At 67.0% G+C, this 24025-nt stretch carries 28 protein-coding genes; 14 read left to right on the top strand and 14 right to left on the bottom strand.

Annotation, left to right across the window (positions count from 1 at the left end):
• Nucleotides 1-73 precede the first annotated feature (73 nt).
• The 4 genes from ACCC97_RS12325 to ACCC97_RS12310 form a co-directional block, all read right to left on the bottom strand.
• Entirely contained in the window at nt 74-1282 is a 1209-nt protein-coding gene (locus tag ACCC97_RS12325; RefSeq protein WP_007830848.1) for a beta-ketoacyl-[acyl-carrier-protein] synthase family protein, read from the bottom strand.
• Complete coding sequence (locus ACCC97_RS12320) at nt 1279-1521, bottom strand: acyl carrier protein (protein WP_007830850.1); 243 nt, start codon at nt 1519-1521, stop codon at nt 1279-1281. Before ACCC97_RS12320 ends, ACCC97_RS12325 begins: the two co-directional genes overlap by 4 nt.
• 96 nt (nt 1522-1617) lie before the next feature.
• A complete protein-coding gene (locus tag ACCC97_RS12315) occupies nt 1618-2352 on the bottom strand; it encodes a phosphatase PAP2 family protein (protein WP_413333024.1) in 735 nt (244 codons plus the stop codon).
• A gap of 63 nt (nt 2353-2415) precedes the next feature.
• Complete coding sequence (locus ACCC97_RS12310) at nt 2416-3297, bottom strand: AraC family transcriptional regulator (protein WP_042673022.1); 882 nt, start codon at nt 3295-3297, stop codon at nt 2416-2418.
• 89 nt (nt 3298-3386) lie between these two features.
• Here ACCC97_RS12310 and ACCC97_RS12305 point away from each other — a divergent pair, with 89 nt between their 5' ends.
• Entirely contained in the window at nt 3387-4646 is a 1260-nt protein-coding gene (locus tag ACCC97_RS12305) for an MFS transporter (RefSeq protein ID WP_007830857.1), read from the top strand.
• 43 nt (nt 4647-4689) lie between these two features.
• Entirely contained in the window at nt 4690-5442 is a 753-nt protein-coding gene (locus tag ACCC97_RS12300) for a sulfite exporter TauE/SafE family protein (protein WP_007830858.1), read from the top strand.
• A gap of 21 nt (nt 5443-5463) precedes the next feature.
• Here the strand turns inward: ACCC97_RS12300 and ACCC97_RS12295 are convergent, their stop codons facing one another.
• Nucleotides 5464-6381, bottom strand: coding sequence for an AEC family transporter (locus ACCC97_RS12295; protein ID WP_193386539.1), 918 nt, complete (start codon nt 6379-6381; stop codon nt 5464-5466).
• 101 nt (nt 6382-6482) lie between these two features.
• Here ACCC97_RS12295 and ACCC97_RS12290 point away from each other — a divergent pair, with 101 nt between their 5' ends.
• The 6 genes from ACCC97_RS12290 (at nt 6483) to ACCC97_RS12265 (ending at nt 11945) form a co-directional block, all read left to right on the top strand.
• Nucleotides 6483-7457, top strand: a complete 975-nt coding sequence (locus ACCC97_RS12290; protein WP_007830864.1) for a tripartite tricarboxylate transporter substrate binding protein BugE — start codon at nt 6483-6485, stop codon at nt 7455-7457.
• Between the two features lie 69 nt (nt 7458-7526).
• Complete coding sequence (gene xerD / locus ACCC97_RS12285) at nt 7527-8447, top strand: site-specific tyrosine recombinase XerD (protein WP_007830866.1); 921 nt, start codon at nt 7527-7529, stop codon at nt 8445-8447.
• 168 nt (nt 8448-8615) lie between these two features.
• On the top strand, nt 8616-9608 hold the full coding sequence (locus tag ACCC97_RS12280; RefSeq protein ID WP_007830868.1) for a Bug family tripartite tricarboxylate transporter substrate binding protein: 993 nt from the start codon (nt 8616-8618) through the stop codon (nt 9606-9608).
• A 44-nt stretch (nt 9609-9652) separates the two neighbouring features.
• Nucleotides 9653-10228: a TetR/AcrR family transcriptional regulator gene (locus tag ACCC97_RS12275; RefSeq protein ID WP_413333021.1), complete on the top strand. Its 576-nt coding sequence runs from the start codon at nt 9653-9655 to the stop codon at nt 10226-10228.
• Between the two features lie 95 nt (nt 10229-10323).
• Nucleotides 10324-11457: a thiolase family protein gene (locus ACCC97_RS12270; RefSeq protein WP_007830873.1), complete on the top strand. Its 1134-nt coding sequence runs from the start codon at nt 10324-10326 to the stop codon at nt 11455-11457.
• A gap of 41 nt (nt 11458-11498) precedes the next feature.
• Entirely contained in the window at nt 11499-11945 is a 447-nt protein-coding gene (locus tag ACCC97_RS12265; RefSeq protein WP_007830874.1) for a MaoC family dehydratase, read from the top strand.
• A gap of 11 nt (nt 11946-11956) precedes the next feature.
• Here the strand turns inward: ACCC97_RS12265 and ACCC97_RS12260 are convergent, their stop codons facing one another.
• The gene (locus tag ACCC97_RS12260) at nt 11957-12778 is read right to left on the bottom strand and encodes a ferritin-like domain-containing protein (protein ID WP_413333019.1); all 822 of its coding nucleotides are present in this window, start codon (nt 12776-12778) and stop codon (nt 11957-11959) included.
• A 36-nt stretch (nt 12779-12814) separates the two neighbouring features.
• On the opposite strand from ACCC97_RS12260, the gene ACCC97_RS12255 reads away from it, so the two are divergent.
• Together ACCC97_RS12255 and ACCC97_RS12250 are read left to right on the top strand one after the other, a co-directional pair.
• The gene (locus ACCC97_RS12255; protein WP_007830877.1) at nt 12815-13339 is read left to right on the top strand and encodes a gamma carbonic anhydrase family protein; all 525 of its coding nucleotides are present in this window, start codon (nt 12815-12817) and stop codon (nt 13337-13339) included.
• Nucleotides 13340-13369: 30 nt separating this feature from the next.
• Nucleotides 13370-14377: an Hsp33 family molecular chaperone HslO gene (locus ACCC97_RS12250; protein WP_007830879.1), complete on the top strand. Its 1008-nt coding sequence runs from the start codon at nt 13370-13372 to the stop codon at nt 14375-14377.
• A 28-nt stretch (nt 14378-14405) separates the two neighbouring features.
• Here ACCC97_RS12250 and ACCC97_RS12245 read toward each other — a convergent pair whose 3' ends face one another.
• From ACCC97_RS12245 to ACCC97_RS12215, 7 genes are all read right to left on the bottom strand, one after another.
• Entirely contained in the window at nt 14406-15368 is a 963-nt protein-coding gene (locus ACCC97_RS12245; RefSeq protein WP_007830881.1) for a hypothetical protein, read from the bottom strand.
• Between the two features lie 28 nt (nt 15369-15396).
• Complete coding sequence (locus tag ACCC97_RS12240) at nt 15397-16068, bottom strand: AAA family ATPase (protein ID WP_413333016.1); 672 nt, start codon at nt 16066-16068, stop codon at nt 15397-15399.
• The gene (pnuC, locus tag ACCC97_RS12235; RefSeq protein ID WP_413333028.1) at nt 16065-16658 is read right to left on the bottom strand and encodes a nicotinamide riboside transporter PnuC; all 594 of its coding nucleotides are present in this window, start codon (nt 16656-16658) and stop codon (nt 16065-16067) included. The genes ACCC97_RS12240 and pnuC overlap by 4 nt, the downstream gene beginning before the upstream one ends.
• Before the next feature lie 165 nt (nt 16659-16823).
• Entirely contained in the window at nt 16824-17102 is a 279-nt protein-coding gene (gene ftsB, locus ACCC97_RS12230) for a cell division protein FtsB (RefSeq protein WP_007835683.1), read from the bottom strand.
• 19 nt (nt 17103-17121) lie between these two features.
• Nucleotides 17122-18405, bottom strand: coding sequence for a phosphopyruvate hydratase (gene eno / locus ACCC97_RS12225; protein ID WP_007835681.1), 1284 nt, complete (start codon nt 18403-18405; stop codon nt 17122-17124).
• A 48-nt stretch (nt 18406-18453) separates the two neighbouring features.
• A complete protein-coding gene (locus tag ACCC97_RS12220) occupies nt 18454-18744 on the bottom strand; it encodes a DUF1330 domain-containing protein (protein ID WP_007835679.1) in 291 nt (96 codons plus the stop codon).
• 61 nt (nt 18745-18805) lie between these two features.
• Nucleotides 18806-20488, bottom strand: a complete 1683-nt coding sequence (locus ACCC97_RS12215; protein WP_007835677.1) for a CTP synthase — start codon at nt 20486-20488, stop codon at nt 18806-18808.
• A gap of 123 nt (nt 20489-20611) precedes the next feature.
• On the opposite strand from ACCC97_RS12215, the gene coaBC reads away from it, so the two are divergent.
• The 4 genes from coaBC to ACCC97_RS12195 all read left to right on the top strand — a co-directional run bounded on the left by coaBC (nt 20612) and on the right by ACCC97_RS12195 (nt 23430).
• Nucleotides 20612-21835, top strand: a complete 1224-nt coding sequence (gene coaBC, locus ACCC97_RS12210; protein ID WP_007835675.1) for a bifunctional phosphopantothenoylcysteine decarboxylase/phosphopantothenate--cysteine ligase CoaBC — start codon at nt 20612-20614, stop codon at nt 21833-21835.
• Nucleotides 21835-22302, top strand: a complete 468-nt coding sequence (locus tag ACCC97_RS12205) for a hypothetical protein (RefSeq protein ID WP_007835674.1) — start codon at nt 21835-21837, stop codon at nt 22300-22302. Before coaBC ends, ACCC97_RS12205 begins: the two co-directional genes overlap by 1 nt.
• A complete protein-coding gene (gene dut / locus ACCC97_RS12200; protein ID WP_007835673.1) occupies nt 22299-22745 on the top strand; it encodes a dUTP diphosphatase in 447 nt (148 codons plus the stop codon). Before ACCC97_RS12205 ends, dut begins: the two co-directional genes overlap by 4 nt.
• Nucleotides 22746-22929: 184 nt before the next feature.
• Nucleotides 22930-23430 (top strand): glycine zipper 2TM domain-containing protein, encoded by a 501-nt coding sequence (locus tag ACCC97_RS12195; RefSeq protein ID WP_007835672.1) that lies wholly within the window; start codon nt 22930-22932, stop codon nt 23428-23430.
• A 65-nt stretch (nt 23431-23495) separates the two neighbouring features.
• Here the strand turns inward: ACCC97_RS12195 and ACCC97_RS12190 are convergent, their stop codons facing one another.
• Nucleotides 23496-24020, bottom strand: a complete 525-nt coding sequence (locus tag ACCC97_RS12190; protein ID WP_413315070.1) for an FKBP-type peptidyl-prolyl cis-trans isomerase — start codon at nt 24018-24020, stop codon at nt 23496-23498.
• Between the last annotated feature and the right edge of the window lie 5 nt (nt 24021-24025).

Raw genomic sequence — 24025 nt, 5'->3', positions numbered from 1 at the left:
ACAGCGGCATCGGCGGTATCGCGCCTATGTCCAGACTCAACTCGTCAAGAAACAACCTCTTGACGCTTCACAGCTAGGCGCGGCGAAAGAGCAGCACGGAGTTCGTGCCGCCGAAGGCGAACGAATTGCTGATGGCGGCCTCGAGCAAGGGCGTCGCTGATTCGTTCGGCGTCACGAGGTTCAGGCTGCAGTCCGGATCGATCTCGCGGCAGTTTGCATTGGGCGGCAGCTGCCGCTGGTGCAGCGCCAGCACGGTGACGAGCGCTTCGATCGCGCCCGCCGCGCCGAGCATGTGGCCGTGCAGCGCCTTGGTCGAGCTCACGCGCAGCGCGTCGAGATGGTCGCCCCACACATCGGCCAGCGCATTGCGCTCGACCACGTCGCCGATGCGCGTGGCTGTGCCGTGTGCATTGCAGTAGCCCACGTCGCGCGGCTGCAGGCCGGCCTGGCGCAGTGCGGCGCGCAGTGCGCGGGCCTGTCCCGGGGCGTCGGGCTTGGTGAGATGGGTGGCGTCGCTGCTCAGGCCCCAGCCGGCCAGCGTGGCGTAGCGGCGGGCGCCGCGGGCGCGTGCGCGCTCGGCGGATTCGAGAATCAGGAAGGCCGCGCCCTCGCCGAGCGCGAAGCCGCTGCGGTCGGTGGCGAAGGGCCGCACCGCGCCGGCCGCTTCGCCGGGCTGGAAGGTGGCCAGCGTCTGCATGGCCTGCCAGGCCACGACCACGCCCGGCACGATCAGCGCTTCGCTGCCGCCGGCAATGGCGACGTCGACTTCGCCACGCTGCACGGCCTTGGCCGCTTCGGCGATCGCAGCCGAAGAAGAGGCACAGGCGACGGAGTAGGTGAGCACCGGTCCCTGCACGCCTTGGCGCATCGCCACATGGGCGGCCGGCGCATTGGGCATGAAGGCGGGAATCGTGAGAGGCGACACGCGGCCGTTGCCGCGGTAGGCCGCTTCGAGCGCCGCGGCGCCGCCCATGCCGCAGCCGGCAAAGACGCCCACGCGCTCGGGATCGGTGTCGGCGATGCCGAGGCCCGCGTCGCGCATCGCCATGTCGGCGGCGGCCACGGCCAGCTGGCTCACGCGGTCGACGCCTGCGAGCTGCAGCTTGGTGAACCAGCGGGTTTCATCGAAGGCCGCGGTGGCCGCGGCGGCCGGCTTGGGTAGATCCGGAAAGACCGGCTGGATGGCCGAGCGGCCTTGCAGCAGGGCCTGGAACAACGTGTCGGGCTCGCCGCCATGCGGCGCCATGACGCCCAGCCCGGTGACGGCGACCTCGTGGTTCACGCGGTTTTGGCGGCCCGGACCTTGTCGACCAGCAGCGCGAGTTCGGCCAGGGTGTCGATGCTCGCGTCCTCGTCGGGCATGGTGATGCCGAAGTGGTCTTCGATGGCGAACAGAAATTCCGCGAGGGCGAGTGAATCGAGCCCGCCGGTTTCCCGCATCGAAGCGTGGGGGTCGAGCTTCGACGGTTCGATGCCGTACTTCTCGTGGATCAGGTCCTGCAATTCCTTCAGCGAACTCATCGTGCAATGCCTGTCGTCATGTGCCGCTGATCGATTGCCACCCTGTGCGGGTGCCATTGAATCGATCCCTTCCTCGTCGGCCAGTGGTGAGTGTGGTCAGTGAGCGTCGATGATATCCGCTCCCACGCGAGGGACATCCCCTCGCAAACGCGGTTTCGGCCGCCAGTGCAGAGAGGGCAGTGCGAAGGCCATGCCCAGCAGCGCGCCGGCCGCCACGTCAAGCGCCACGTGCTGCTTGACCGCCAGCGTCGAGTAGGCAATGGCGGCGAACCAGGTCCAGTTCAGCACGCGCCACAGGGCCGGCGTGCGCGCTTCGCGCAACACATGCTCGATGCGGATGGCGGTGAAGATGGCCACGGCCACATGCATCGAGGGGCAGGCGTTGCCTGCCGCGTCCACGCCCTGCAGCATCGCGAAGCCGGGGTAGCCTGCGGCGTCGATGGCCATGGGGGGGATCTGGGTCGGCCAGAAGTAGAAGAGGCCCAGGCCCGTGATGCAGAGTGCGCCGATCCACAGTCCGTAGACCACCAGTTCCCGGAACGTGAGCTGCAGGCCCGGCGCGACGCCCACATATACCCAGAGCGAAAGGTATGCGCCCAGCGTGTAGGGCTGGAACGGGACCAGGTGGTCCAGCGGCGTCAGCGGCATCACCGCGATCGGAAAGGCCGGGTTGCGCAGCAGGTGGAAATAGCCGATGAAGAACAGCCACGTGAAGACCGTGGTGCCGACCGCCTTCAGCAGGAAATGGCGGCGGATGCGCAGCCAGATCTCGGCGGTCCAGGTGGGAGGCCCGGCGTCGGGCGCCATGTGCAGGGGGATCGGTGAGTGCATGGTGTTGTCGGCCGCCGATCTTGCCAGAGCGCCATGACGATCCCCCGCAATGCCCCCGCCGTGTCAGGTGGGGGCAGGGCGCTTGCGGTGCTGGAACGAAGTCGGGGAGCGGCCCGTGGCCGCCTTGAACATCGCGCAGAAGGCACTGTCGGTGGCATAGCCGCTGGCGGCAGCCACCTGGCTCACGGCCATGCCGCGTGCCAGCAGCGGCAGCGCATGCGCCATCACGGCCTGCTGGCGCCATTGCTGCCAGCTCATACCGAGCTGGTCGCGAAACAGGCGCGCCACCGTGCGCTCGCTGGCGCCGATGGTGGCGGCGCGTTCGGCCAGCGTGGCACGGTCGGCCGGGTTGCGCAGCAGCGCCTCGCAAAGCTGGCGCAGGCGCTTGTCGGTGGGCAGCGGCACGTCGATGCGGATCTGCGTGGCGCGCTCCACTTCGTCGATCAGCAGCGGCGCGATCATGCGTTCGCGCTGCGGTGCATGCGGGTCGGACGGCGGCAGGCCGTCGGGCGTGGTGTCGAGCGCGAGCATCAGCGCGCGCAGCAGCGGGCTGATTTCGAGCACCTCGCATTTTTCCCAGGTGGGGGCGATCCAGGCGTGCAGGTAGACGGTGCGCAGCTCGGCGTCCTCGATCAGCGTGATGCTGTGCGGCATGTTGGCCGGCACCCAGAGCGCGCGCGAGGGCGGCACGATGTAGCTGCCGTCCTGCGTGCTCAGGCGGATCACGCCGCGGGTGGAGAAAGTGAGCTGTGGCCACGGATGCTCGTGCAGCTCGACCAGCGTGTCCGCGCTCAGGAAGTGCTCCTTGGCGCGCAGCGGGCGCACCGCGTCCGGCGCGTAGAGGTGCGGCGTGAGAGAGGCGACGCTGGTGATCGGGGCAGGGGCTGCGCCGCGCGGCCTGGCGGGCACGGTGCTCCTGGAGGTGGGTGAGGCGGCGCTTGGCATGGTTTCGACAAATGTTGTCGCTGTATCGCCATTCTGCCGCGTCCCCGGCGCATAGCATCGGTCCCTGCCCCGTTTTTTTGTAGCAATCCATGTCTTCCACTTCGTCAACGACCGCCGCTTCTCCTCCCAACACGACCCTGCGCACCGACGCCAAGCTGATCGGACTCGTCGGTCTGGCCCACGCGGTCAGCCATTTCAGCCAGCTCATCCTGGCGCCGCTGTTCCCGTGGCTCAAGGACGCGTTCAACGTGAGCTATGTCGAATTGGGCGCGGTGCTCACGGTGTTCTTCGTGGTTTCGTGCATGGTGCAGGCGGCCTCGGGCTTCATCGTCGACAAGCTGGGCCCGCGGCCGGTGCTGTTCGTCGGACTGGGCGCGCTGGGCCTGGCGGCTTTCGGCTACGCCGCGGCACAGAGCTACTGGATGCTGCTGGTGTGCGCGGTGGTCGGCGGCATCGGCAACGGCGTGTTCCATCCGGTGGACTACACGCTGTTCAACCGCAAGGTCGCGCCGACGCGGCTGGGCCACGCCTACAGCGTGCATGGCATCACCGGCAGCCTGGGCTGGGCGCTGGCGCCGGCCTTCGTCGTGCCGATCGCCATCGCGTACTCGTGGCGCGTGGCGCTGGCCTCGGCGGGTGTCGTGGCGCTCGTGGTGCTGCTGGTGCTGTGGGCGTACCGCAGCGTGCTGTCGCTCGACGCGGCGGCCGTGCACAAGGCCACGGGGCAGGGCGAGCCCGCGCCGGTCGGCGGCGAGTTCGACTTCCTGCGCATTCCTGCTGTGTGGATGTGCTTCGGTTTCTTCTTCTTCTATGCCGCCGTGATCAGCGTGGTGCAGACCTTCGCGCCGGTGGCCGCCGGGCACCTGCATGCGGTGCCGGTGGCGCTGGTGGCGGTGTGCCTCACGGTCTACATGGTCGCGAGCGCGGCGGGCATGGTGGTAGGGGGCTTCCTGGCTTCCGATCCGTCGCGCTGCGAGCGCATTGTGGGTGCGGGCTTCGGTATTGCGGCCGCACTGGCGCTGGTGCTGGCGTTTGCGAGCTTTCCGCCGATCGTGGTGCCGGTGCTGTTCGGCGCCATGGGTTTTGTCTCGGGCGTCGCCGGGCCGTCGCGCGACCTGCTGGTGAAGAGGTCGACGCCGCCCAATGCGACGGGGCGCGTCTACGGCGTGGTGTATGCGGGGCTCGACATCGGGCAGGCCCTGGCGCCGCTGGTGTTCGGGCGGCTGATGGACCATGGGCAGTACACGAGCGTGATCGTGGGGCTGGCGCTGGTGCAGGGGGTGCTGATTGCCAGCGCGTTCAATGTGCGCCGCGTGCGGCGTACCGTGCTGGTGCCGGTCTCGGCCTGAGCCGCGCTCTCCTGGTTGAAGTGCGGTCGATATCATCGGCCGCATGCAAGCCTTGTACGTCTACGTGATCGCCGGAGCCGTGCTGGCGGGCTTCGTGCAGGGCCTGTCGGGCTTCGCGTTCGGGCTGGTGGCGATGTCGGTCTGGGCGTGGACGCTGGAGCCGCAGCTCGCGGCAGTGCTTGCGCTTTTCGGGGCGCTCACGGGGCAGGTGATCGCGGCCGTGACCGTGCGGCGTTCTTTCGACAGGAACATTCTCTGGCCGTTCGTGTTGGGCGGGCTGGTGGGAGTGCCGTTCGGTGTCTGGCTGCTGCCGCACCTCGACCTTGTCGTTTTCAAGCTGTGCCTCGGCGTGCTGCTGGTGCTGTGGTGCCCGGCGATGCTGATGTCGCAGCATCTGCCGAAGGTTTCGTTCGGTGGGCGTGCGGCTGATGGAGTGGCCGGCGCCATCGGTGGTGCGATGGCGGGCATCGGTGGGTTCTCGGGGGCCATACCCACGCTCTGGTGCACGCTGCGCGGCTTTCAGCGCGACACGCAGCGCGCAGTGATCCAGAACTTCAATCTGTCGATGCTGATGGTGGCGTTTGCCGTGCATGTGTTCAGCGGGAGCATCGAGCGCTCCGTGGTGCCGCTGCTGGGCCTGGTCGCGTTGGCCGTCGCGGTGCCGGTCCTGCTCGGTGCGCGGCTGTATATCGGGATCAGCGAGGTGGCGTTCCGCAAGCTGGTGCTCGGGTTGCTGACAGCTTCGGGAGTGGCCATGCTGGCTTCGTCCGTGCCCGCCCTGTTGCAGCGGGGATAAGCCTGTGCTCGGGGACGGTACTCACCGGGGCAGCGCCAGGGCAAACGGCAGGCTCACGACACCCAGCAAGGTGGACAGCGTCACCAGCCCCGCCACATAGGGCCCGTTGTAGCCCATGCGCGCAGCCAGCACATAAGCACTCGAAGCCGTAGGTACAGCCGAAAAAGCCATCAGCACCGAAGCCTGGGTCGCATCCAGCCGCAATGCCAGCGCCAGCCCCCATGCGACCAGCGGCAGCAGCAGATGCCGTATCGCCAGCACCGAAGTGGCCAGCACCTTGCCTGCCCCCAGCGTGGAGAACTTCATTCCCGCCCCTGCGGCCAGCAGTCCCAATGCCAGCGATGCAGCCCCGATGCGCGTCAGCGTCGGCGTCGCCCATGTCGGCACGGCAAGGCCCAGCACATTCGCGAGCAGGCCAGCCACCGTTGCGACGATCAGCGGGTTGCGCACGAGCTGCCGCACGAATCCGGTCTGCGCATGCCGTGTCATCGGCCACACGGCGGCGATGTTGAAGATGGGCACGCAAACGCCGATGAGCACCGCGATCAGCAGCAGGCCTTCAGACCCCGCCAGCCGCTCCGCCAGCGCAAGGCAGATGAACGAGTTGAAGCGGAAGGCGATCTGTGCGCTGGCCGCGTGGTCGCGCCGGTCGATGTGCGTGCGCAGGCCCGGAACGAAGGGCAGGGCGTAGGCCAACGCGATGCCGCAGACACCGACGCCGACGCCCGCCGTGAGCAGGCTCGACGTGGCACCAAAATCCAGCGGACTGCGCACGATCGAGTGGAACAGCAGCACGGGAAAAAGAAAGTAGTAAACCAGGCTCTCGACCTGGTCCCACACGCGGCGGTCGAGGGCGGTGTAGCGGCACAGGAGCCAACCGATGGCGATGAGGGAGAAGTCGGGGAAAAGCAGCTGAGCGTAATTCACCGCTTCGAGGATAAACCCGCTTGACCATGGGTAATCCACAGCACGAGGACTGCCCCTGAGCCGCTAGCATCCGGGCTTCGTTTTTCGACATCAATCAGATCAAGGAGTTTTCGATGCAACGTCGTCAATGGAGCACGCTGGTGGGAGCTGCGGCACTGGTCGCGGTGGCGGGCCAGAGCTTTGCACAGGGCTATCCGAACAAGCCTGTCGAGCTGAGCGTTCCGTTCGCACCGGGCGGCACGACGGACATCGTGGCGCGCGTGATCTCCGACCCGCTGGGCAAGGTGCTCGGCCAGCCGGTGGTGGTGATCAACCGCGCCGGTGGCGGCGGCATCGTCGGCGCGGCCGAAACGGCGCGCGCGACGCCCGACGGCTACAAGCTCGGCGTTGCCACGGTGTCGAGCACGGCGGCCAACCCGGCCATCAACCCCAAGGTGCCGTACGACCCGATCAACGACTTCACGCCGATCATCAACATCGCGGCCACGCCGAACATCATCGCGGTCAACCCGAGCTTCCCCGCCAAGAACTACGCCGAGTTCGTGGCCGAGATCAAGAAGAATCCCGGCAAGTATTCGTACGCCTCGTCGGGCACGGGCGGTATCGGCCACCTGCTGATGGAGCTGTACAAGAGCCTGACCAACACCTTCATCACGCACATCCCGTACCGCGGCGCGGGTCCGGCGCTGAACGACGTGGTGGCCGGCCAGGTGCCGATCATGTTCGATAACATCCCCTCGGCCATGCCCTTCATCACCAGCGGCCGGCTGATCCCGATCGTGGTGTCGGCGCCGCAGCGCCTGGCCGCGCTGCCGAACGTGCCGACCTTCAAGGAAGTGGGTCTGGAGCCGGTGAATCGCATGGCCTACTACGGCATCCTCGGCCCGAAGGGCCTGCCGAAGGAAGTGGTCGACAAGATCAGCGCCGGCGTGAAGAAGGCGGTGGAAGACCCGGCCGTGCGCAAGCGCATCGAGGACACGGGCTCGCTGATCGTCGCCAACACGCCGGAGCAGTTCGCCGCGCAGATCAAGGCCGAGTACGAGGTCTACAAGCAGGTCGTGAAGAAGCAGAACCTGAAGCTCGACTGAAGATTTTTTTCCCGCACCCCGAAGCCGCCCGCATGCCGGGCGGCTTTTTCTTTTGTTATCTTGCACGGCATGACCGAGGCCTCTCCGCAGATACAGACGCAGACATCCGATATCGACGACTTCATCGACGCGCTCTGGCTGGAAGACGGCCTGTCGAAGAACACGCTGGCCGCCTACCGCCGCGACCTCGCGCTGTTCGCGCAGTGGCTCGATGCGCAGCGCAACGGTGCCGGGCTCGATGCCGCGAAAGAGACCGACCTGCAAGCCTACATGGGTGCACGCCTGTCGACCAAGGGCAAGGCCACTTCGGCCAATCGCCGGCTCACGGTGTTCAAGCGTTACTACCGTTGGGCGCTGCGCGAGCGCCGTGTCGTGGCGGACCCGAGCATCCGGCTTGCGCCAGCGCGGCAGATGCCGCGCGCCATCAAGACGCTGTCGGAAAAACAGGTCGACGACCTGCTGGCCGCGCCCGACGTCGAATCGCCGCTCGGCCTGCGTGACCGCGCGATGCTCGAGCTGATGTACGCGAGCGGCCTGCGCGTGAGTGAACTGGTGGCGCTCAAGGCCATCGACATGAGCCTCAACGACGGCGTGCTGCGTGTGCTGGGCAAAGGCAACAAGGAACGGCTCGTGCCCTTCGGCGGTGAGGCGCGGCGCTGGATCGAGCGCTATCTCGAGGAGTCGCGCCCCCTCATCCTCGACGGGCAACAGACGTCCGACCTGTTCGTGACCGCACGCGGCGCCGGCATGACGCGCGTGATGTTCTGGATCATCGTGAAGAAGCACGCCACCGCGGCGGGCATCCACGTGCCGCTGTCGCCGCACACGCTGCGCCATGCCTTTGCCACGCACCTGCTGAACCACGGGGTCGACCTGCGCGCGGTGCAGTTGCTGCTGGGCCATGCCGACATCTCGACCACCACCATCTACACCCACGTGGCGCGCGAGCGGCTGAAGCAATTGCACGCGCAGCATCATCCGCGCGGCTGAGCGCACCACACAAGCCCGCGGCCCGGCAATGCGATGACGCTGGCGCGCCTGCTTCAACATCGCTGATTCGCCAGGGCCGACAATGCGGTGGAAGGGTCCAGGCTCATTCGCGAGCGCAAGCCGCCGCTGGACCGATGCAACCCACGTAGACGATCGACAGGAATCCTCATGAATTTCCTCGCTTCCTCGAAGCCTTCGCACCGCACGGCAACCCGGCTCCTCGCAGCCGCGGCACTGTGCGCTGCCTCGGGTGCGCACGCACAGGCCATTCCCAAGACGGTGCGCCTCATCGTGGCGTACCCCGCGGGCGGCGTCAGCGACGTCGTTGCGCGTGCGCTCGGCGACAGGCTCGCGGCGCAACTGGGCGTCACGGTGATCGTCGACAACCGGGCCGGCGCGAGCGGCGCCATCGGCATGGACGCCGTCGCCAAGGCCGCGCCCGATGGCGCGACGCTGGGCTTCTCGGCGATCAGCCCGCTGGTGCTGAGCCCGCACCTCGGCAAGCTGCCCTTCGATCCATTGAAGGACATCGCGCCGGTGGCGAGCGTGATGTATTCGCCGGTGCTGCTGATCGCCACGCCGGCCAGCAAGGCGAAGGATTTCCGCGCGCTCATCGCCGATGCGAAGGTGCAGCCGGGCGCGCTGCGCTGGGCCACGTCGGGGCCGGCTTCGCTAGGCCATATCGTGCTGGAGCAGTTGCGCTCGGCGGCGGGGGTCGACATCACGCACGTGCCGTACAAGGGCGGCGGCCAGCAGCTGAACGACGCCATCGGCGGGCAGTTCGAGATTCTCTCGACCAATGCGAGTCCGACGCTCACGTCCCACATCCAGTCGGGCAAGCTGCGTCCGCTGGCCGTCGGTGCGCCGGCGCGGCTCGAGAGCCTGCCCCAGGTGCCCACGCTGGGCGAACTGGGCTACAGCGCGGCGAACATCAATTCGCTGTTCGGCGTCTTCGCACCCGCGGCCACGCCGCCCGCGCTGATTGCCAGGTACAACGCCGAGATTAACAAGGCCCTGGCCAGCGCCGAGCTGCGCGCCAGGCTCATGGCCACCGACAACGTGCCGACCGGCGGCACTTCGGCTGCGTTTGCGAAAGAGATCGCCAGCGAGTTCGAAAGCAACGGCCGCATCATCAAGGCCGCGGCCATCAAGGCGGATTGACCCTGCTGATTGCGGTTTGAAATTCCCTACCTTATAGTTGGTAGATGACCCCCGCCACAGCCCTTGTCGCCGGCAGCACCCGCGAGCAGATCCTCGCGGTGGCGCGCGGCTTCATCGAAACGCGTTCCTACCTGGGCTTCAGCTTCCAGGATGTGGCCGACGCGGTCGGCGTTCGCAAGGCCAGCCTGTACCACCACTTTCCGACCAAGGAGGCGCTGGGCATCGCGGTGATCCGCGGGGCCACGCAGAGCTTCAAGGACTGGGACGCGGCACGGGCGCGCGAGCCCAAGGACGCGCTCGAATCGTATTTCCGCATGTACCGCAACACGCTGAAGGCGGGATCGGGCATGTGTCCAGCGGGAGCATTGGCGCCCGGATGGGGCGTGATCAACGACGAACTGCGCCAGGCCGTGCAGGAACTGCGCAATACGCAGGTGACGTGGCTCACCGGGGTGCTGGGCGCACTGATGCCGGCGCGAAAGAAGGGCACCTCGGTCGCTTCGCTGGCCGCCTATGTGTTTTCCGTCTGTCAGGGCGCGCTGCTGTCGGCGCGCATGACGGGCCGCGTGGACGACTTCGATGAAGCCATCGCGCAACTCAGGAGTTCATTGCCGGGCTGACCGCCCGGCCCAACGCGGGCACGCCACGGCGTGCTTATTTTTTGACCTCGATACCTACCGATTGGATGGTAGTTTAAATTTGCTGGAGAACCTTCATGAAAGCCGTCATTTCCGCCTACGCTCGTTCCCCCTTCCATTTCTCGAAGAAGGGCTCCCTCGCCGAGGTGCGGCCCGACACGCTGGCTGCCGGCGTGGTGCGCGGCCTGCTGCAGCGCACGGACCTCGACCCTGCGCTGCTCGAAGACCTGATCCTCGGCTGCGCGTACCCTGAAGCCTCGCAGGGCAACAACCTCGCGCGCATCGTCGGGCTGCTGGCCGGCCTGCCGCACGAAGTGGGCGGCATGACGGTGAACCGCTTCTGCGGCTCGTCGATGCAGGCCGTGCACATTGCCGCCGCGCAGATCGAGGCAGGCATGGGCGAGGCCTTTTTGTGCGTCGGCGTGGAGTCGATGACGATGGTGCCGCAGGGCGGCTTCAACTTCTCGCCCAACCCCGAGTTGAAGGAGAGCACCGATGCCTATATCTCGATGGGCGAGACGGCCGAGAACGTGGCGCAGCGCTGGAGCGTGAGCCGTGCCGACCAGGAAGCCTTCGCGGTGGAATCGCACCGCAAGGCGGCCGAAGCGCGCTCGCAAGGCCGGCTGGCGGGCGAGATCGTGCCGGTGCGCCTCGTCTCCGGCGACATCGTCGATGCCGATGGCTGCATCCGGCCGACCACCTCGGCCGAGGCGCTGGCGAACCTCAAGCCCGCGTTCCGCCCAGACGGCGTGGTGACGGCCGGCACCTCGTCGCCGCTGACCGATGGCGCTGCAGCGGTGCTCGTCACCAGCGATGCCTTCGCCGCGAAGCACGGCCTGCAGGCGCTGGCGCGCATCAGGTCGTTCGCGACCGTGGGCGTCGATCCGGCCATCATGGGCATCGGCCCCATCCCCGCGACCCTCAAGGCACTGGCGCGCGCCGGCCTGAGCGCAGCCGACCTCGACGTGATCGAGATCAACGAGGCGTTCTCGTCGCAGGCGCTGGCCTGCATCCGCGACCTGGGCCTCGACCCCGCAAAGATCAACCTCGACGGCGGCGGCTTGTCCATCGGCCATCCGCTCGGCGCGACCGGCGCACGCATCACGGGCAAGGCGGCGTCGCTGCTGGTGCGCGAGAAGGGCCGCTTTGCGCTGGCCACGCAATGCATCGGCGGAGGGCAGGGCATCGCGACCATCCTCGAGCGCGTCTGATCGTCCGAGAATGGGAAGTCCGTCACAACGAGGAGACCCCCATGGCCAAGCTGTACCTTGAAGACCTGAAGGTCGGTGACCGTTTCCAGAGCGGCGAACACCTGCTCGACGTGGCACAGATCAAGGCCTTCGCGCAGCAGTTCGACCCGCAGCCCTTCCACACCGACGAAGAGGCCGCAAAGAGCACCTTCTTCGGCGGCCTTGCGGCAAGCGGCTGGCACACGGCCGCGCTCACGATGAAGCTGCTGGTCGACAGTGGCATTCCCTTGGCGGACGGCATCATCGGTTCGGGCGGCGAACTGCAATGGCCCAAGCCGACGCGACCCGGCGACGTGCTGCATGTGGTGAGCGAAGTGCTCGACATCACGCCTTCGCGCTCCAAGCCCGGCCGGGCGATGGTGACGATGCGCTGCCAGACGCGCAACCAGCACGGCGAGGTGCTCCAGTACTTCACGCCGAAGCTGGTGGTGCACGCGCGGCCGGCATAGGCCACGGGCCTTCAGCGCTTGTCCGGGTGCGCCGTCGCCGAGAGCTGGCGCAATTCCTCAGCGCTGAACCCCGCCCGCCTGCGCGCTTCGAGGTTGAAAGGCGGCTTGTGCCGCGGCGCGTCGTAGCGCGCCACCAGCGCGGGGTAGGTCGCTTCGGCATCGAGGCCCGCGCCGTCGCACAGCCAGCGGTACCAGTGGTTGCCGATGGCCACGTGGCCCACTTCGTCGCGCAGGATGACGTCGAGGATCTCGACCGCGCGCAGCGCATCGGGTGTGTTCACGCGCTTCAGCTTGGCCTGGATCAGCGGCGTGGCATCGAGCCCGCGCGCTTCGAGCGTGCGCGGCACCAGCGCCATGCGGGCGAGCACGTCGTCCTTCGTTTTCTCGCACATGTTCCAGAGCCCGTCGTGGCCGGGGAAGTCGCCGTAGCGATACCCCATGTCCTGCAGGTGCGCATGCAGCAGCGTGAAGTGCAATGCTTCTTCGTCGGCCACGCGCAGCCAGTCGCGGTAGTAGGCCTCGGGCATTCCGTCGTAGCGCCATACCGCGTCGAGCGCGAGGTTGATCGCGTTGAACTCGATGTGGCAGATCGAATGGATCAGCGCGGCCCGGCCCTCGGGCGTGAAGGGCGAGCGTTTCTGCACGGCGGTGGCGGCCACGCGCAGCGGCCGTTCGGGGCGGCCCGGCACGCCGAGATCGTCGCCCTCGGTGCGGATCGGCGCAGTTGCTATGGAATCGGTAGCGGCCAGCGCAACGGTAGCGTGTGTTGCAGCCACCTTTTGTTCAGGATCGGTCAGTCGCAGCGCCGCCAGCGCGCTCAATCGGGGGTGCATCCCTACAATTCTAGTTTTTGCCCCGGAGACTCCACGATGGCCCTCTATGAACTCGACGGCGTTGCGCCGCAACTCGGTACCGGCGCGTGGGTTGCCGACAGTGCGGAGGTCATCGGCGACGTGCGGCTGGGCGACAACGCCAGCATCTGGTTCGGCGCCGTGCTGCGCGGCGACAACGAGACCATGACCATCGGACGCAACAGCAACGTGCAGGACATGTCGACGCTGCATTCCGATCCCGGCAGCCCGCTGACCATCGGCGAGAACGTCACCATCGGCCACCAGGTCATGCTGCACGGCTGCACCATCGGCGACAACTCGCTGATCGGGATCCAGGCGGTGGTCTTGAATAACGCGAAGATCGGCCGCAACTCGATCGTTGGCGCCGGCAGCGTCGTGACCGAGGGCAAGGAGTTTCCCGACAACTCGCTGATCTTCGGTTCGCCCGCCAAGGTCATGCGCACGATCAGCGACGAAGACGCCGCCCGCTTGCGCCACGGTGCCGAGCACTATGTGAAAAACGCCGTTCGCTATGCGAAGGGCCTGAAGAAAATCGCCTGATCCACAGGCCCAGCAGAAAGAAGATCCGTTTTGAGCGAGCTGCACAAATTCCTGTTCGATGGCCTGCCGGTGCGCGGCATGATCGTGCGCCTGACAGATGCGTGGCAGGAGATCCTGGCGCGGCGCGCCTCCAACACCGCCACCGGGGCCTATCCGCCGCCCGTGGCCGAGCTGCTGGGCGAAATGACGGCCGCGGCCACGCTGATGCAGTCCAACATCAAGTTCAACGGCGCGCTGATCCTGCAGATCTTCGGCGACGGTCCCGTGAAGGTCGCAGTGGCCGAGGCCAAGCCCGACCTGAGCCTGCGCGCCACCGCCAAGGTGATCGGCGAGCTCCCGGCCGATGCGCACCTGCCCGACATGGTCAACGTGAACAACAAGGGCCGCTGCGCCATCACGCTCGACCCCAAGGACAAGCTGCCGGGCGCCACGCCGTACCAGGGCGTGGTGCCGCTTTTCGGCGACGGCGGCGAGAAGCTGGGCAAGCTCAGCGACGTGCTGCAGCACTACATGCTGCAGAGCGAGCAGCTCGACACCACGCTGGTGCTCGCGGCCGACGACAAGGTCGCGGCCGGCCTGCTGATCCAGCGCCTGCCGGTGAAGGGTGAGGGCAACCTCGAAGGCACTTCCGGCACCTCGGACAAAGACCACGACCAGGCCAACGAAGATCAGATCGGCCGCAACGAGGACTACAACCGAATCTCGATCCTCGCCTCGAGCCTGACGCGCGACGAACTGCTCACGCTCGACGTCGAGACCATCCTGCGCCGCCTGTTCTGGGAAGAAAAGCTGCTGCGCTTCGAGCCGCAGGCCGGCCTGCAAGGCCCGCATTTCGCGTGCACCTGCGGGCGCGAGCGCGTGGCGCAGATGATTCGCGGGCTGGGCGCGGAGGAGGCCGAAAGCATCCTCGCGGAGCGCGGCGACATCGAGGTGGGCTGCGACTTCTGCGGCAAGCAGTACCGCTTCGACGCGGTCGATGCGGCACAGCTGTTCACGCCGCTCGGCGACCAGATCCCGGGCAGCCCGGTCGTCCAGTAAGACTCGGGCGCGCCTTGCGCCTCCTTTTTTATCGCGCCGAGTCGTCGAATCCGCCGAACGCGATGTCCGGCGCGCTCGTGTTGTGCTTCGACGGCAGGCTGCGGCCGAAGCGCACCTGCGTGACCCGAAGGCTCTTCACATCGGGCAACGGCAGCACCTGCGCGGCGGCCTGCGGCGCTGACTGCCAGCGCACCTCGCTCACGTCGGCGTTGTCGGGCGCGACGTACATCGAGCGCAGCACCGCGAAGGGCTGAGCGCTCGCGGTGGGCTTCGAGAGCGTCACGTCGAGCGCGGTGCGTGCGCGGCTGATTTCGTCCACGCGCACCACGGCGCTGCCGCCGTCGGTGAAGCGCACCTGGATGGCCAGCGGCCGGGGCACGATGCGGATCGACGCGATGTTCACCACCGGCCGCGCCGCCGCCTCGACCGGGCCGAGCAGGAACGACGAGCCATACGCCCCGTCGCCGAAGCGAGCCTCGGGCAGCGGCTTGATGCGCCAGTAGCCATCGGACGGGTAGAGAACGATCGTTTCGAGCGCCTTGCCGTTCTCCTTCTTGAACACCTGCAGCAAGTGAAAGCCGCCGTCCTTGCGCTTGCCGATCTGCACGGGCACGCGCTGCGGCCGCCAGAAGGTGGGCAGTGTCATGCCGACGATGCGCCACTGCGCGTTGTCCATCAGCACGACGGTGCGTTTGCGGAAGTGGTGCGCCGGGTCGGTCGGGTGGGCCCCGCCGTCGAAGTTGCAGCCCGAGAAGTCGGGCTTGGTGACGTCGTTGCCGACCTTGTCGAGGTAGTCGGGCTGCAGTGCCTCGATGCGCAGGCGGCGGATCCCGTCGCCGCGCAAGGTCAGCGACACGTTGTCTTCCTCTGCGCAGGCGGTGGTCGTGGTGCCGTTCTCGACGGTGGCGGCGACAGGGGCTGCGGTGGCCGGCAGCTGCGCGGCGAAGGCGCTGCAGATCAGGGCGACACGCGCGACGGAACGAAGAGGCATCGGGTCTCCGGTGATGGGATGGGGCGCGCTACTCGCGGCGCACGATCAGGTCGCTGAAAAGCTTATGTTCGCATTCCGGGTCGGAACACTTCTCGCAAGGCCATGACCACGAGGCGGGCTTCGCGTCGGACTGGGTGCGCGTGCGGGGCCGGCCCTCGCTGCCGGCGATGGAATTGATGGCGTTCCAGGCATTGGCGAGCCGCTCGCCGCCCGTGCCATGCACCACGGCGTACGAGAGCTTCGCGCCCGCGAGCGCGGCGCGCACCAGTGTGTCGGTGGGCTGGCGCGCATGCGGGCCGTCGCGCATGTCGTCGGCCATCCAGGGCAGGTCGAGCGCAGTGAGCAGCGTGATGGCATAGCGCCGCTGCGCGGCCAGCGCGCTGTCGTAGAGCGTGGTGTCGGCGAACAGCTGCTCGCTGTAGACCGCCGTCATGAGCGCCGTGGTGTCGGCCACCACTACGCCGGAGGCGGCTGCGGCCTTGATGCGGCGGGTCTGCTCTTCGGCGATGGCCCTTTGCTCGTCGGGGCGCGGCGTGCGGGCTTCGCGTTCGCACCATTCGCGCAGGTACTCGCTCACCAGCATCGTCGGCGTGCCGCGGTCCTTCAGGCGCTGCGCGATGGCGCGGGCCAGCTCGGTCTTGCCGGTGCTCTCGGCGCCCACGAGTGCGATGACACAGCCGGTCGGCAACGTGGGCGTCATGCGCGTACCGCCTCGGCCGGCATGCGCTGCCGCCACGCGACGTAGCCGGCCACGCTGAGCACGGCGAACACCGCATACAGGCCCACGGTGAGCCACAACCCTTTGTGGATGAACAGGCCCACGCTCACGACGTTCACGGCCAGCCAGATCAGCCAGTTCTCGATGAACTTGCGCCCGAGCAGGAACTGCCCGACCAGGCTCAGGCCGGTGGCGAAGCCGTCCCACCAGGGCACGTCGGTGTCGGTGAAACGGCGCAGGAAGAGGGCGACGGCCGGCCATGCCAGTGCGCAGGCGGCTAGAGTGAAAGCGATGCCGCGCGGCGAGAGCCGGGCGACATGCAAGGCGCTGCCGTCGGCCCGGTGGCCGCGCAGCCATTGCGACCAGCCCCATAGGGCGACGAAAGCGAAGAAGACCTGGAGCGAGGCATCGCCGTAGATGCGCGCCTTGGCGAACACCACGACGTAGAGCAGCGAACTGATGATGGCCAGCGGCCATCCCCAGTGAATCTCGCGCATGTTGCAGCCGACCATGACGAGCGCCAGGAGCGAGGCCACGAGTTCGAGCCAGCTGACAGGAGAGCCCCACAGCAGAAATGCAGGGGCCGAGAGAAGCTCGAGGATCAGGTTCTCCCCCGGAGGGCACCGTCGCAGTCTGTGCGTGGGACACCGCGGAACCGGCTTTGCCGGGCCGCTGGTGTCGCCCCCTGGAAGGGGGTTGGCGAAGCGACACGAAGTGCGCGAAGACTGAGGGTCATCCTAGTGAGCGATCTGTACGAACACTTCGTTCGGCTTGACCATGCCGAGCTCCGCGCGCGCGCGCTCCTCGACCATCTCGAGGCCGTTCTTGAGGTCGTTGACCTCGGAGGTCAGGCGCTCGTTGGTCAGCGTGGCCTTGGCGTTGGCTTCTTTCTGGTCGGCCAGCTTGGTGCGCAGCTGGGCCACGTCGCGCACGCTGCCGCGCCCATTCCAGAGCTGCCACTGCAGGATGGCCAGCAGGAGCAACAGGACGATCGGAGGAACGAGGCGGGCGCGCATGCCGCGTGGCGTCCGGGCGTTACTTCAGGTTGTAAAACGCGCCGCGGCCGGGGTACACGGCGATGTCGCCGAGATCTTCTTCGATGCGCAGCAGCTGGTTGTACTTGGCGATGCGGTCCGAACGCGAGAGCGAACCGGTCTTGATCTGGCCGGCGTTGGTGCCCACGGCGATGTCGGCGATGGTGCTGTCCTCGGTTTCGCCCGATCGGTGCGAAATGACGGCGGTATAGCCCGCGCGCTTGGCCATCTCGATGGCGGCGAAGGTTTCGGTTAGCGTGCCGATCTGGTTGATCTTGATGAGGATCGAGTTGGCGATGCCCTTCTCGATGCCCTCTTGCAGGATCTTGGTGTTGGTGACGAACAGGTCGTCGCCCACCAGCTGCACGCGCTTGCCCAGGCGTTCGGTCAGGTGCTTCCAGCCGTCCCAGTCGCCTTCGTGCATGCCGTCCTCGATGCTGATGATCGGGTACTTGTCGACCCAGTTCGCGAGCATGTCGGTCCAGCTTTCGGCCGTGAGCGAGAGGTTCTCGCCCGACAGCACGTACTTGCCGTCCTTGTAGAACTCGCTGGCCGCGCAATCGAGGCCCAGGGCGATCTGTTCGCCGGCGGTGTAGCCGGCCTTGTCGATGGCTTCCAGGATCAGCTGGATGGCTGCTTCATGGCTCTCGACGCTGGGGGCGAAGCCGCCTTCGTCGCCGACCGCCGTGCTGATGCCGCGATCGCCCAGGATCTTTTTCAGGGCATGGAACACTTCGGCGCCGTAGCGCACGGCCTCGCGGAAGCTCCTGGCGCCCACGGGGATGATCATGAACTCCTGCAGGTCCAGGCTGTTGTTGGCGTGCGCGCCGCCGTTGATGACGTTCATCATCGGCACCGGCAACTGCATGCCGCCCATGCCGCCGAAGTAGCGGTACAGCGGCAGGCCCGATTCCTCGGCCGCGGCGCGTGCCACGGCCATCGACACGGCGAGCGTGGCGTTGGCGCCCAGTCGGGCCTTGTTGTCGGTGCCGTCGAGGTCGATCATCGTGCGATCGAGGAAGGCCTGTTCGCTGGCGTCGAGGCCCAGCACGGCTTCCGAGATCTCGGTGTTGATGTTCTCCACGGCCTTGAGCACGCCCTTGCCGAGGTAGCGGCTCTTGTCGCCGTCGCGCAGCTCGATGGCCTCGCGCGAACCGGTCGATGCGCCCGAGGGCACGGCCGCGCGGCCCATGGTGCCCGATTCGAGCAGCACGTCGCACTCGACGGTGGGGTTGCCTCGGCTGTCGAGAATTTCGCGGCCGACGATGTCAACGATTGCACTCATCTTCTGTCTTTCTCTTTCTGGTCTCTTTGGCGGATGAATAAATGGGGATCAGAGGCCCTCGACGGCGATCATGTTCATGATCGCGGCGCCGGCACGCGCCTCGCGTGCCTTGAGGTACTCGGGCGTCTCGTAGAAGGCCTTGGCCTTCTCGAAGCTGGGGAACTTGAGGATCACCACGCGCGTGGGCTTCCAGTCGCCCTCGAGCGGCTGCACCTGGCCGCCGCGCACGCACACTTCGGCGCCATGCGCCTGCATCGCGGCGCTGGACCACTTCTTGTATTCCTCGTACTGCGTCGGGTTCGTGACCTCGACGTGGGCGATGACGTAGCCGCTGCTCATTCAAATACCTCCGTGCTTCGCACTGCGGTGCGAGCTTGCTTGGGGCGGCCCGGCGCGGCGCTCATGCAACGGCCTTCAACGTCTTGTTGGTGCTGCCCGCGCCCTTTTCCTTGTGGTCGAGCGCCGCCTTGATGAAGGCGTTGAACAGCGGGTGGCCGCCCCATGGCGTCGACTTGAACTCGGGGTGGAACTGCACGCCCATGAACCACGGGTGCACGTCCTGCGGCAGCTCGACGATTTCGGTCAGATGCTCGCGCTGCGTGAGCGCGGAGATCACCAGGCCGGCGTTGCGCAGTTCGTCGAGGAAGTTGACGTTGGCTTCGTAGCGGTGGCGGTGGCGCTCGGTGACCACGTCGCCGTAGATGCTGTGGGCCAGCGTGCCGGGCGTGACGTCGGAGCTCTGCGCGCCCAGGCGCATGGTGCCGCCGAGGTCGGACTTCTCGTCGCGCGTCTTCACCGTGCCGTCGCGGTCCTTCCACTCGGTGATCAGCGCGATCACGGGGGTGGGCGTCTCGGGGTCGAACTCGGTGCTGTTGGCGTTCTTGAGGCCGGCCACGTGGCGGGCGTACTCGATGGTGGCAACCTGCATTCCCAGGCAGATGCCGAGGTAGGGTACCTTGCCTTCACGGGCGAAGCGGGCCGCCGAGATCTTGCCCTCGACGCCGCGCTGGCCGAAGCCGCCGGGCACCAGGATGGCGTCGTACTTGGCCAGGCGCGACACGTCTTGTGCCGAGATGGTCTCGGAGTCGATGTAGTCGATCTTCACGCGCGCATGGTTCTTCATGCCGGCGTGGCGCAGGGCCTCGTTGAGCGACTTATAGCTGTCCGACAGGTCGACGTACTTGCCGACCATGGCGATCGACACTTCCTTTTGCGGATGCTCGACCTCGTAGACCAGGTCGTCCCAGCGCTGCAGCTTGGCGGGCGGCGTGTTGATGCGCAGCTTGTCGCAGATCAGGCCGTCCAGGCCCTGTTCGTGCAGCATGCGGGGCACCTTGTAGATGGTGTCCACATCCCACATGGAGATCACGCCCCATTCGGGCACGTTCGAGAACAGCGAGATCTTGGCGCGCTCGTCGTCGGGAATCGGGCGGTCGGCGCGGCACAGCAGCACGTCGGCCTGGATGCCGATGGCGCGCAGTTCCTTGGCGGTGTGCTGCGTCGGCTTGGTCTTGAGTTCGCCGGCGGCGGCGATCCAGGGCACGTAGCTCAGGTGCACGAAGGCCGAGTTGTTCGGACCGTTGCGCAGACTCATCTGGCGCACCGCTTCGAGGAAGGGCAGCGACTCGATGTCGCCCACGGTGCCGCCGATCTCGACGATGGCCACGTCCACCTCGTGCGCCGTGCCGATGCCGGCGCCGCGCTTGATGTATTCCTGGATCTCGTTGGTGATGTGCGGGATCACCTGCACCGTCTTGCCGAGGTAGTCGCCGCGGCGTTCCTTCTCGAGCACGGTCTTGTAGATCTGGCCGGTCGTGAAGTTGTTGGCCTTGCGCATCCGCGTGTTGATGAAGCGCTCGTAGTGGCCGAGGTCGAGGTCGGTCTCGGCGCCGTCATCGGTGACGAACACTTCCCCATGCTGGAAGGGCGACATCGTGCCGGGGTCGACATTGATGTACGGATCGAGCTTGATGAGGGTGACTTGGAGGCCGCGCGATTCGAGGATCGCGGCGAGCGAGGCGGAGGCGATTCCCTTGCCAAGGGAAGATACGACACCACCGGTGACGAAGACAAATTTGGTCATGCCAGTTCCGGATGCGTGAATCCGGGCAGTGGGAAATTGCGATTATAGATGTGCCCTTTGCGACACCCCCCGCCAAGGGCTTGTTGCCGTTTGTTCGATGGCCTATGAGCAACAATACGGCCCATGCAAGATCTCGCCGGCAAACACATCGTCCTTGGCCTCACCGGAGGCATCGCCTGCTACAAGTCGGCCGAGCTGTGCCGGCTGTTCGTGAAGGCCGGGGCTACTGTCCAGGTCGTGATGACCGAGGCGGCCGAGGAGTTCATCACCCCGGTGACCATGCAGGCGCTCTCGGGCCGCACCGTCTACACCTCGCAGTGGGACACGCGCGAGCCCAACAACATGCCGCACATCAACCTCAGTCGCGAGGCCGATGCGATCGTGCTGGCGCCCTGCAGCGCCGACTTTATCGCTCGCCTGGTGCAGGGCCGCGCCGACGACCTGCTGAGCCTGATGTGCCTGGCCCGCCCGATGGACCGCGTTGCGCTGCTGATCGCGCCGGCCATGAACCGCGAGATGTGGGCCCACCCCGCCACCCAGCGCAACCTGATGCAGGTGGCTGCCGACGGCGCAACCGTGCTGGGCGTGGGCAGCGGCTGGCAGGCCTGCGGCGAAACGGGCGATGGGCGCATGCTCGAACCTGCGCAGCTGTTGGAGGACATCACGGCCTTCTTCCAGCCCAAGCTGCTGGCGGGGCAGAAAGTGCTGGTCACGGCCGGCCCGACCTTCGAGGCGCTCGACCCGATCCGCGGCATCACCAACCATTCGTCCGGCAAGATGGGCTTTGCCATCGCCCGCGCGGCCCGCGAGGCGGGGGCCGAGGTCACCCTGGTGGCCGGCCCGGTGCATCTGCCGACCCCGCGCGGCGTGACGCGCGTCGACGTGCTGTCGGCGCAGGACATGCTCGAAGTGACCACCCATGCCGCGCAATCTGCTAGCATTTTTGTAGCGACTGCCGCCGTGGCCGACTGGCGTCCGGCCACGCAGAGCGATCAGAAGATCAAGAAGGACGGCAGCGGCAAGACGCCGGTGCTCGAGTTCGTCGAGAACGCCGACATCCTCCTGAGCGTTGCCAAGAGCGAGCGGGCACAGGCCCGAAAGCTCTTCTGCGTGGGCTTCGCGGCGGAGAGCGAGAACCTCGCCGAGCACGCCAAGGCCAAGCGCGAGCGCAAGGGCATTCCGCTGCTGGTGGGCAACATCGGCCCGCTGACCTTCGGGCAGGACGACAACGCGCTGCTGCTGGTGGATGCCAAGGGCGTGCGCGAGCTCCCGCGCGCGCCCAAGCTCACGCTGGCGCGAGAACTCATGGCCGAGATTGCCGCCCGACTTCCCGACTGGAGGGCCTGATGAATCCCCATCCCCAGTGGAACACGCCGCCGAACGGCGACTTCGCCCGTTATGTCGAGCGGCTGTCGGCGCAGGCCGCGCTGCCGAAGCGGGCGGCGAAAGAGGGCGAGCCCGGGCTCGACGTCGGCATGGGCCCGTCACCCGGCCAGCAGGGGCCGGTGAGCGCGGCCATGCAGCGCAGCGCAGAACTGCCGAATGGCGAAGTGCCGAAGAAGGAGCCTGGCTCCTTCGACCCCCTGACCCTCAAGGTGCTGGGCGCCGTCGGCGCGCTGGTGTTCCTCGTGCTGTGGGCCGCCGGCGTGCCTTTCGGCGTGCTGCTCCTGCTGGCGGGCGTGGCCATCTGGTTCGGCAAGAAATTGAAGGGCGTGAAGCTCACCCCCGGCGTCGCCAAATGGCAGCAGGTGCTGGAAGAGGCGGCCCGCAAGCAAAGAGAACAGCAACAGAAGCAAGGCAGCAAGCAAAAGTGAAAGTCGACGTCCGTATCCTCGATCCGCGCATGGTGGATCAATTGCCCGCATATGCCACCCCTGGAAGCGCCGGCCTCGACCTGCGGGCCTGCCTCGATGCCCCGATCACGCTGGAGCCCAACGGCTGGCAGCTGGTGGGCACGGGCATCGCGATCCACCTGGCCGACCCGGCCTATGCGGCGCTGATCCTTCCGCGCTCGGGGCTGGGCCACAAGCACGGCATCGTGCTCGGCAACCTCGTCGGCCTGATCGACAGCGACTACCAGGGCGAACTGAAGATCAGCGCCTGGAACCGCAGCGACACACCCTTCGTGCTGCAGCCGATGGAGCGGCTCGCCCAATTGGTGATCGTCCCCGTGGTACAGGCGCAATTTCGGGTGGTCACAGACTTTGCACCTTCGCAACGCGGCGAGGGCGGCTACGGCTCCACGGGCAAACATTGAGCAAATGCTGAAGGGAAGCTGAGTTTCGGGGCGGTAAAGACTGGAACTGGCGAAGGCCGGGCGGCCTCGAAGGTTTCAGTGTGTGTTCTGGCGTCATCGCGGCGGACGCTGCGGCGTTAGTCAGGCACACGCAGGGTGCATGCATTCATCATTCGTGCACTGTTCTATCCGAGGAGCCTCCAACATGAAGATCTCAATGCGCTTTGTTTCCGTCACCGCTTCCGTGCTGGCCGTGGCCACGCTCACGGCATGCGTGGCACCGGCGCCCGTCTACCAGACCTCGCGCTATCCGTACCAGGCGCCCCCGCAGGCCATCCAGTACCGCGAAGCTTCCTACGTCGAGTACGGCCACGTGGCCAACATCGAGGTGCTGCGCAGCGAAACAGCCGGCACCGGCACCACCGGCGGCGGCGCTGTCGCCGGCGGGGTCATCGGTGGTGTGGTGGGCAACCAGTTCGGGCGCGGCAATGGACGTGCAGCGGCCACCGCGCTGGGCATCGTGGGCGGCGCCCTGCTGGGCAACACCATCGAGGCTCAGCAGAACGGGCCACGTGCCTATGAAACCTATCGCGTGTCGGTGCAGACCGACAACGGCGGTTACCGCGCCTTCGATGTGCAAAGCCCGGGCGACCTGCGCATCGGCGACCGTGTGCGCATCGACAACGGCCAGATCTCGCGCATGTAGCCGTCGACGATCTTCCGTACGCAAAAAAGCCGAGCATGCTCGGCTTTTTTTTGGCTGACGGAGCCTCAATGCAGCGTATGGTTGCCCGGCGCCATCGGCGCGACCTTGAAGAAGCCCGTGCCCGCCGAGCCGCGGCCGACTTCCTCTTCGGTGGCCTCGCGCACGGAGCGCACCGTGATGTCGAGCCGGATCGCGATGCCTGCCAGCGGATGGTTGCCGTCCAGCACCAGGTGCTCCGGATAGATCTCGGCCACGGTGTAGATCGCGTCTTTCGGAATGTCGCTGTTCACGCCCTTGGGAAGGGCGGAGCCGTCGAAGGTCATGCCTTCTTCCGTGCCTTCGGGAAAAAGCGAGCGCGGCTCCAGGAAGAGCAACTGGTCGTTGAAGTCGCCGAAGCCCTGTTCGGGTTCGATCTGCAGCTGCACCCGGGCGCCGGGCTCATGGCCTTGCAGGGCCGCTTCGATCACGTCGAAGAGGTCGTCGCCGCCGACCATGAATTCCACCGGCTCGTCGAGCACGTCCAGCACGTCGCCGAGCGTGTCTTTCATGGTCCAGGTCAGGCCGACCACGCATTGTTCAGAGATTTCCATTGCAG

The sequence above is a fragment of the Variovorax sp. Varisp85 genome (assembly GCF_047304045.1).
Lineage (GTDB): Bacteria > Pseudomonadota > Gammaproteobacteria > Burkholderiales > Burkholderiaceae_C > Variovorax.
This window is presented reverse-complemented; position numbering and strand designations above follow the sequence as displayed.

What these genes read in the sequence shown, in the direction of transcription:
- ACCC97_RS12320 (WP_007830850.1), bottom strand. Translation starts at nt 1,521, where the DNA reads ATGAGTTCGCTGAAGGAATTGCAGGACCTGATCCACGAGAAGTACGGC.
- ACCC97_RS12315 (WP_413333024.1), bottom strand. Translation starts at nt 2,352, where the DNA reads ATGCACTCACCGATCCCCCTGCACATGGCGCCCGACGCCGGGCCTCCC.
- ACCC97_RS12310 (WP_042673022.1), bottom strand. Translation starts at nt 3,297, where the DNA reads ATGCCAAGCGCCGCCTCACCCACCTCCAGGAGCACCGTGCCCGCCAGG.
- ACCC97_RS12305 (WP_007830857.1), top strand. Translation starts at nt 3,387, where the DNA reads ATGTCTTCCACTTCGTCAACGACCGCCGCTTCTCCTCCCAACACGACC.
- ACCC97_RS12300 (WP_007830858.1), top strand. Translation starts at nt 4,690, where the DNA reads ATGCAAGCCTTGTACGTCTACGTGATCGCCGGAGCCGTGCTGGCGGGC.
- ACCC97_RS12290 (WP_007830864.1), top strand. Translation starts at nt 6,483, where the DNA reads ATGCAACGTCGTCAATGGAGCACGCTGGTGGGAGCTGCGGCACTGGTC.
- xerD (WP_007830866.1), top strand. Translation starts at nt 7,527, where the DNA reads ATGACCGAGGCCTCTCCGCAGATACAGACGCAGACATCCGATATCGAC.
- ACCC97_RS12280 (WP_007830868.1), top strand. Translation starts at nt 8,616, where the DNA reads ATGAATTTCCTCGCTTCCTCGAAGCCTTCGCACCGCACGGCAACCCGG.
- ACCC97_RS12275 (WP_413333021.1), top strand. Translation starts at nt 9,653, where the DNA reads ATGACCCCCGCCACAGCCCTTGTCGCCGGCAGCACCCGCGAGCAGATC.
- ACCC97_RS12270 (WP_007830873.1), top strand. Translation starts at nt 10,324, where the DNA reads ATGAAAGCCGTCATTTCCGCCTACGCTCGTTCCCCCTTCCATTTCTCG.
- ACCC97_RS12265 (WP_007830874.1), top strand. Translation starts at nt 11,499, where the DNA reads ATGGCCAAGCTGTACCTTGAAGACCTGAAGGTCGGTGACCGTTTCCAG.
- ACCC97_RS12260 (WP_413333019.1), bottom strand. Translation starts at nt 12,778, where the DNA reads ATGCACCCCCGATTGAGCGCGCTGGCGGCGCTGCGACTGACCGATCCT.
- ACCC97_RS12255 (WP_007830877.1), top strand. Translation starts at nt 12,815, where the DNA reads ATGGCCCTCTATGAACTCGACGGCGTTGCGCCGCAACTCGGTACCGGC.
- ACCC97_RS12245 (WP_007830881.1), bottom strand. Translation starts at nt 15,368, where the DNA reads ATGCCTCTTCGTTCCGTCGCGCGTGTCGCCCTGATCTGCAGCGCCTTC.
- ACCC97_RS12240 (WP_413333016.1), bottom strand. Translation starts at nt 16,068, where the DNA reads ATGACGCCCACGTTGCCGACCGGCTGTGTCATCGCACTCGTGGGCGCC.
- ftsB (WP_007835683.1), bottom strand. Translation starts at nt 17,102, where the DNA reads ATGCGCGCCCGCCTCGTTCCTCCGATCGTCCTGTTGCTCCTGCTGGCC.
- eno (WP_007835681.1), bottom strand. Translation starts at nt 18,405, where the DNA reads ATGAGTGCAATCGTTGACATCGTCGGCCGCGAAATTCTCGACAGCCGA.
- ACCC97_RS12220 (WP_007835679.1), bottom strand. Translation starts at nt 18,744, where the DNA reads ATGAGCAGCGGCTACGTCATCGCCCACGTCGAGGTCACGAACCCGACG.
- ACCC97_RS12215 (WP_007835677.1), bottom strand. Translation starts at nt 20,488, where the DNA reads ATGACCAAATTTGTCTTCGTCACCGGTGGTGTCGTATCTTCCCTTGGC.
- coaBC (WP_007835675.1), top strand. Translation starts at nt 20,612, where the DNA reads ATGCAAGATCTCGCCGGCAAACACATCGTCCTTGGCCTCACCGGAGGC.
- ACCC97_RS12205 (WP_007835674.1), top strand. Translation starts at nt 21,835, where the DNA reads ATGAATCCCCATCCCCAGTGGAACACGCCGCCGAACGGCGACTTCGCC.
- ACCC97_RS12195 (WP_007835672.1), top strand. Translation starts at nt 22,930, where the DNA reads ATGAAGATCTCAATGCGCTTTGTTTCCGTCACCGCTTCCGTGCTGGCC.
- ACCC97_RS12190 (WP_413315070.1), bottom strand. Translation starts at nt 24,020, where the DNA reads ATGGAAATCTCTGAACAATGCGTGGTCGGCCTGACCTGGACCATGAAA.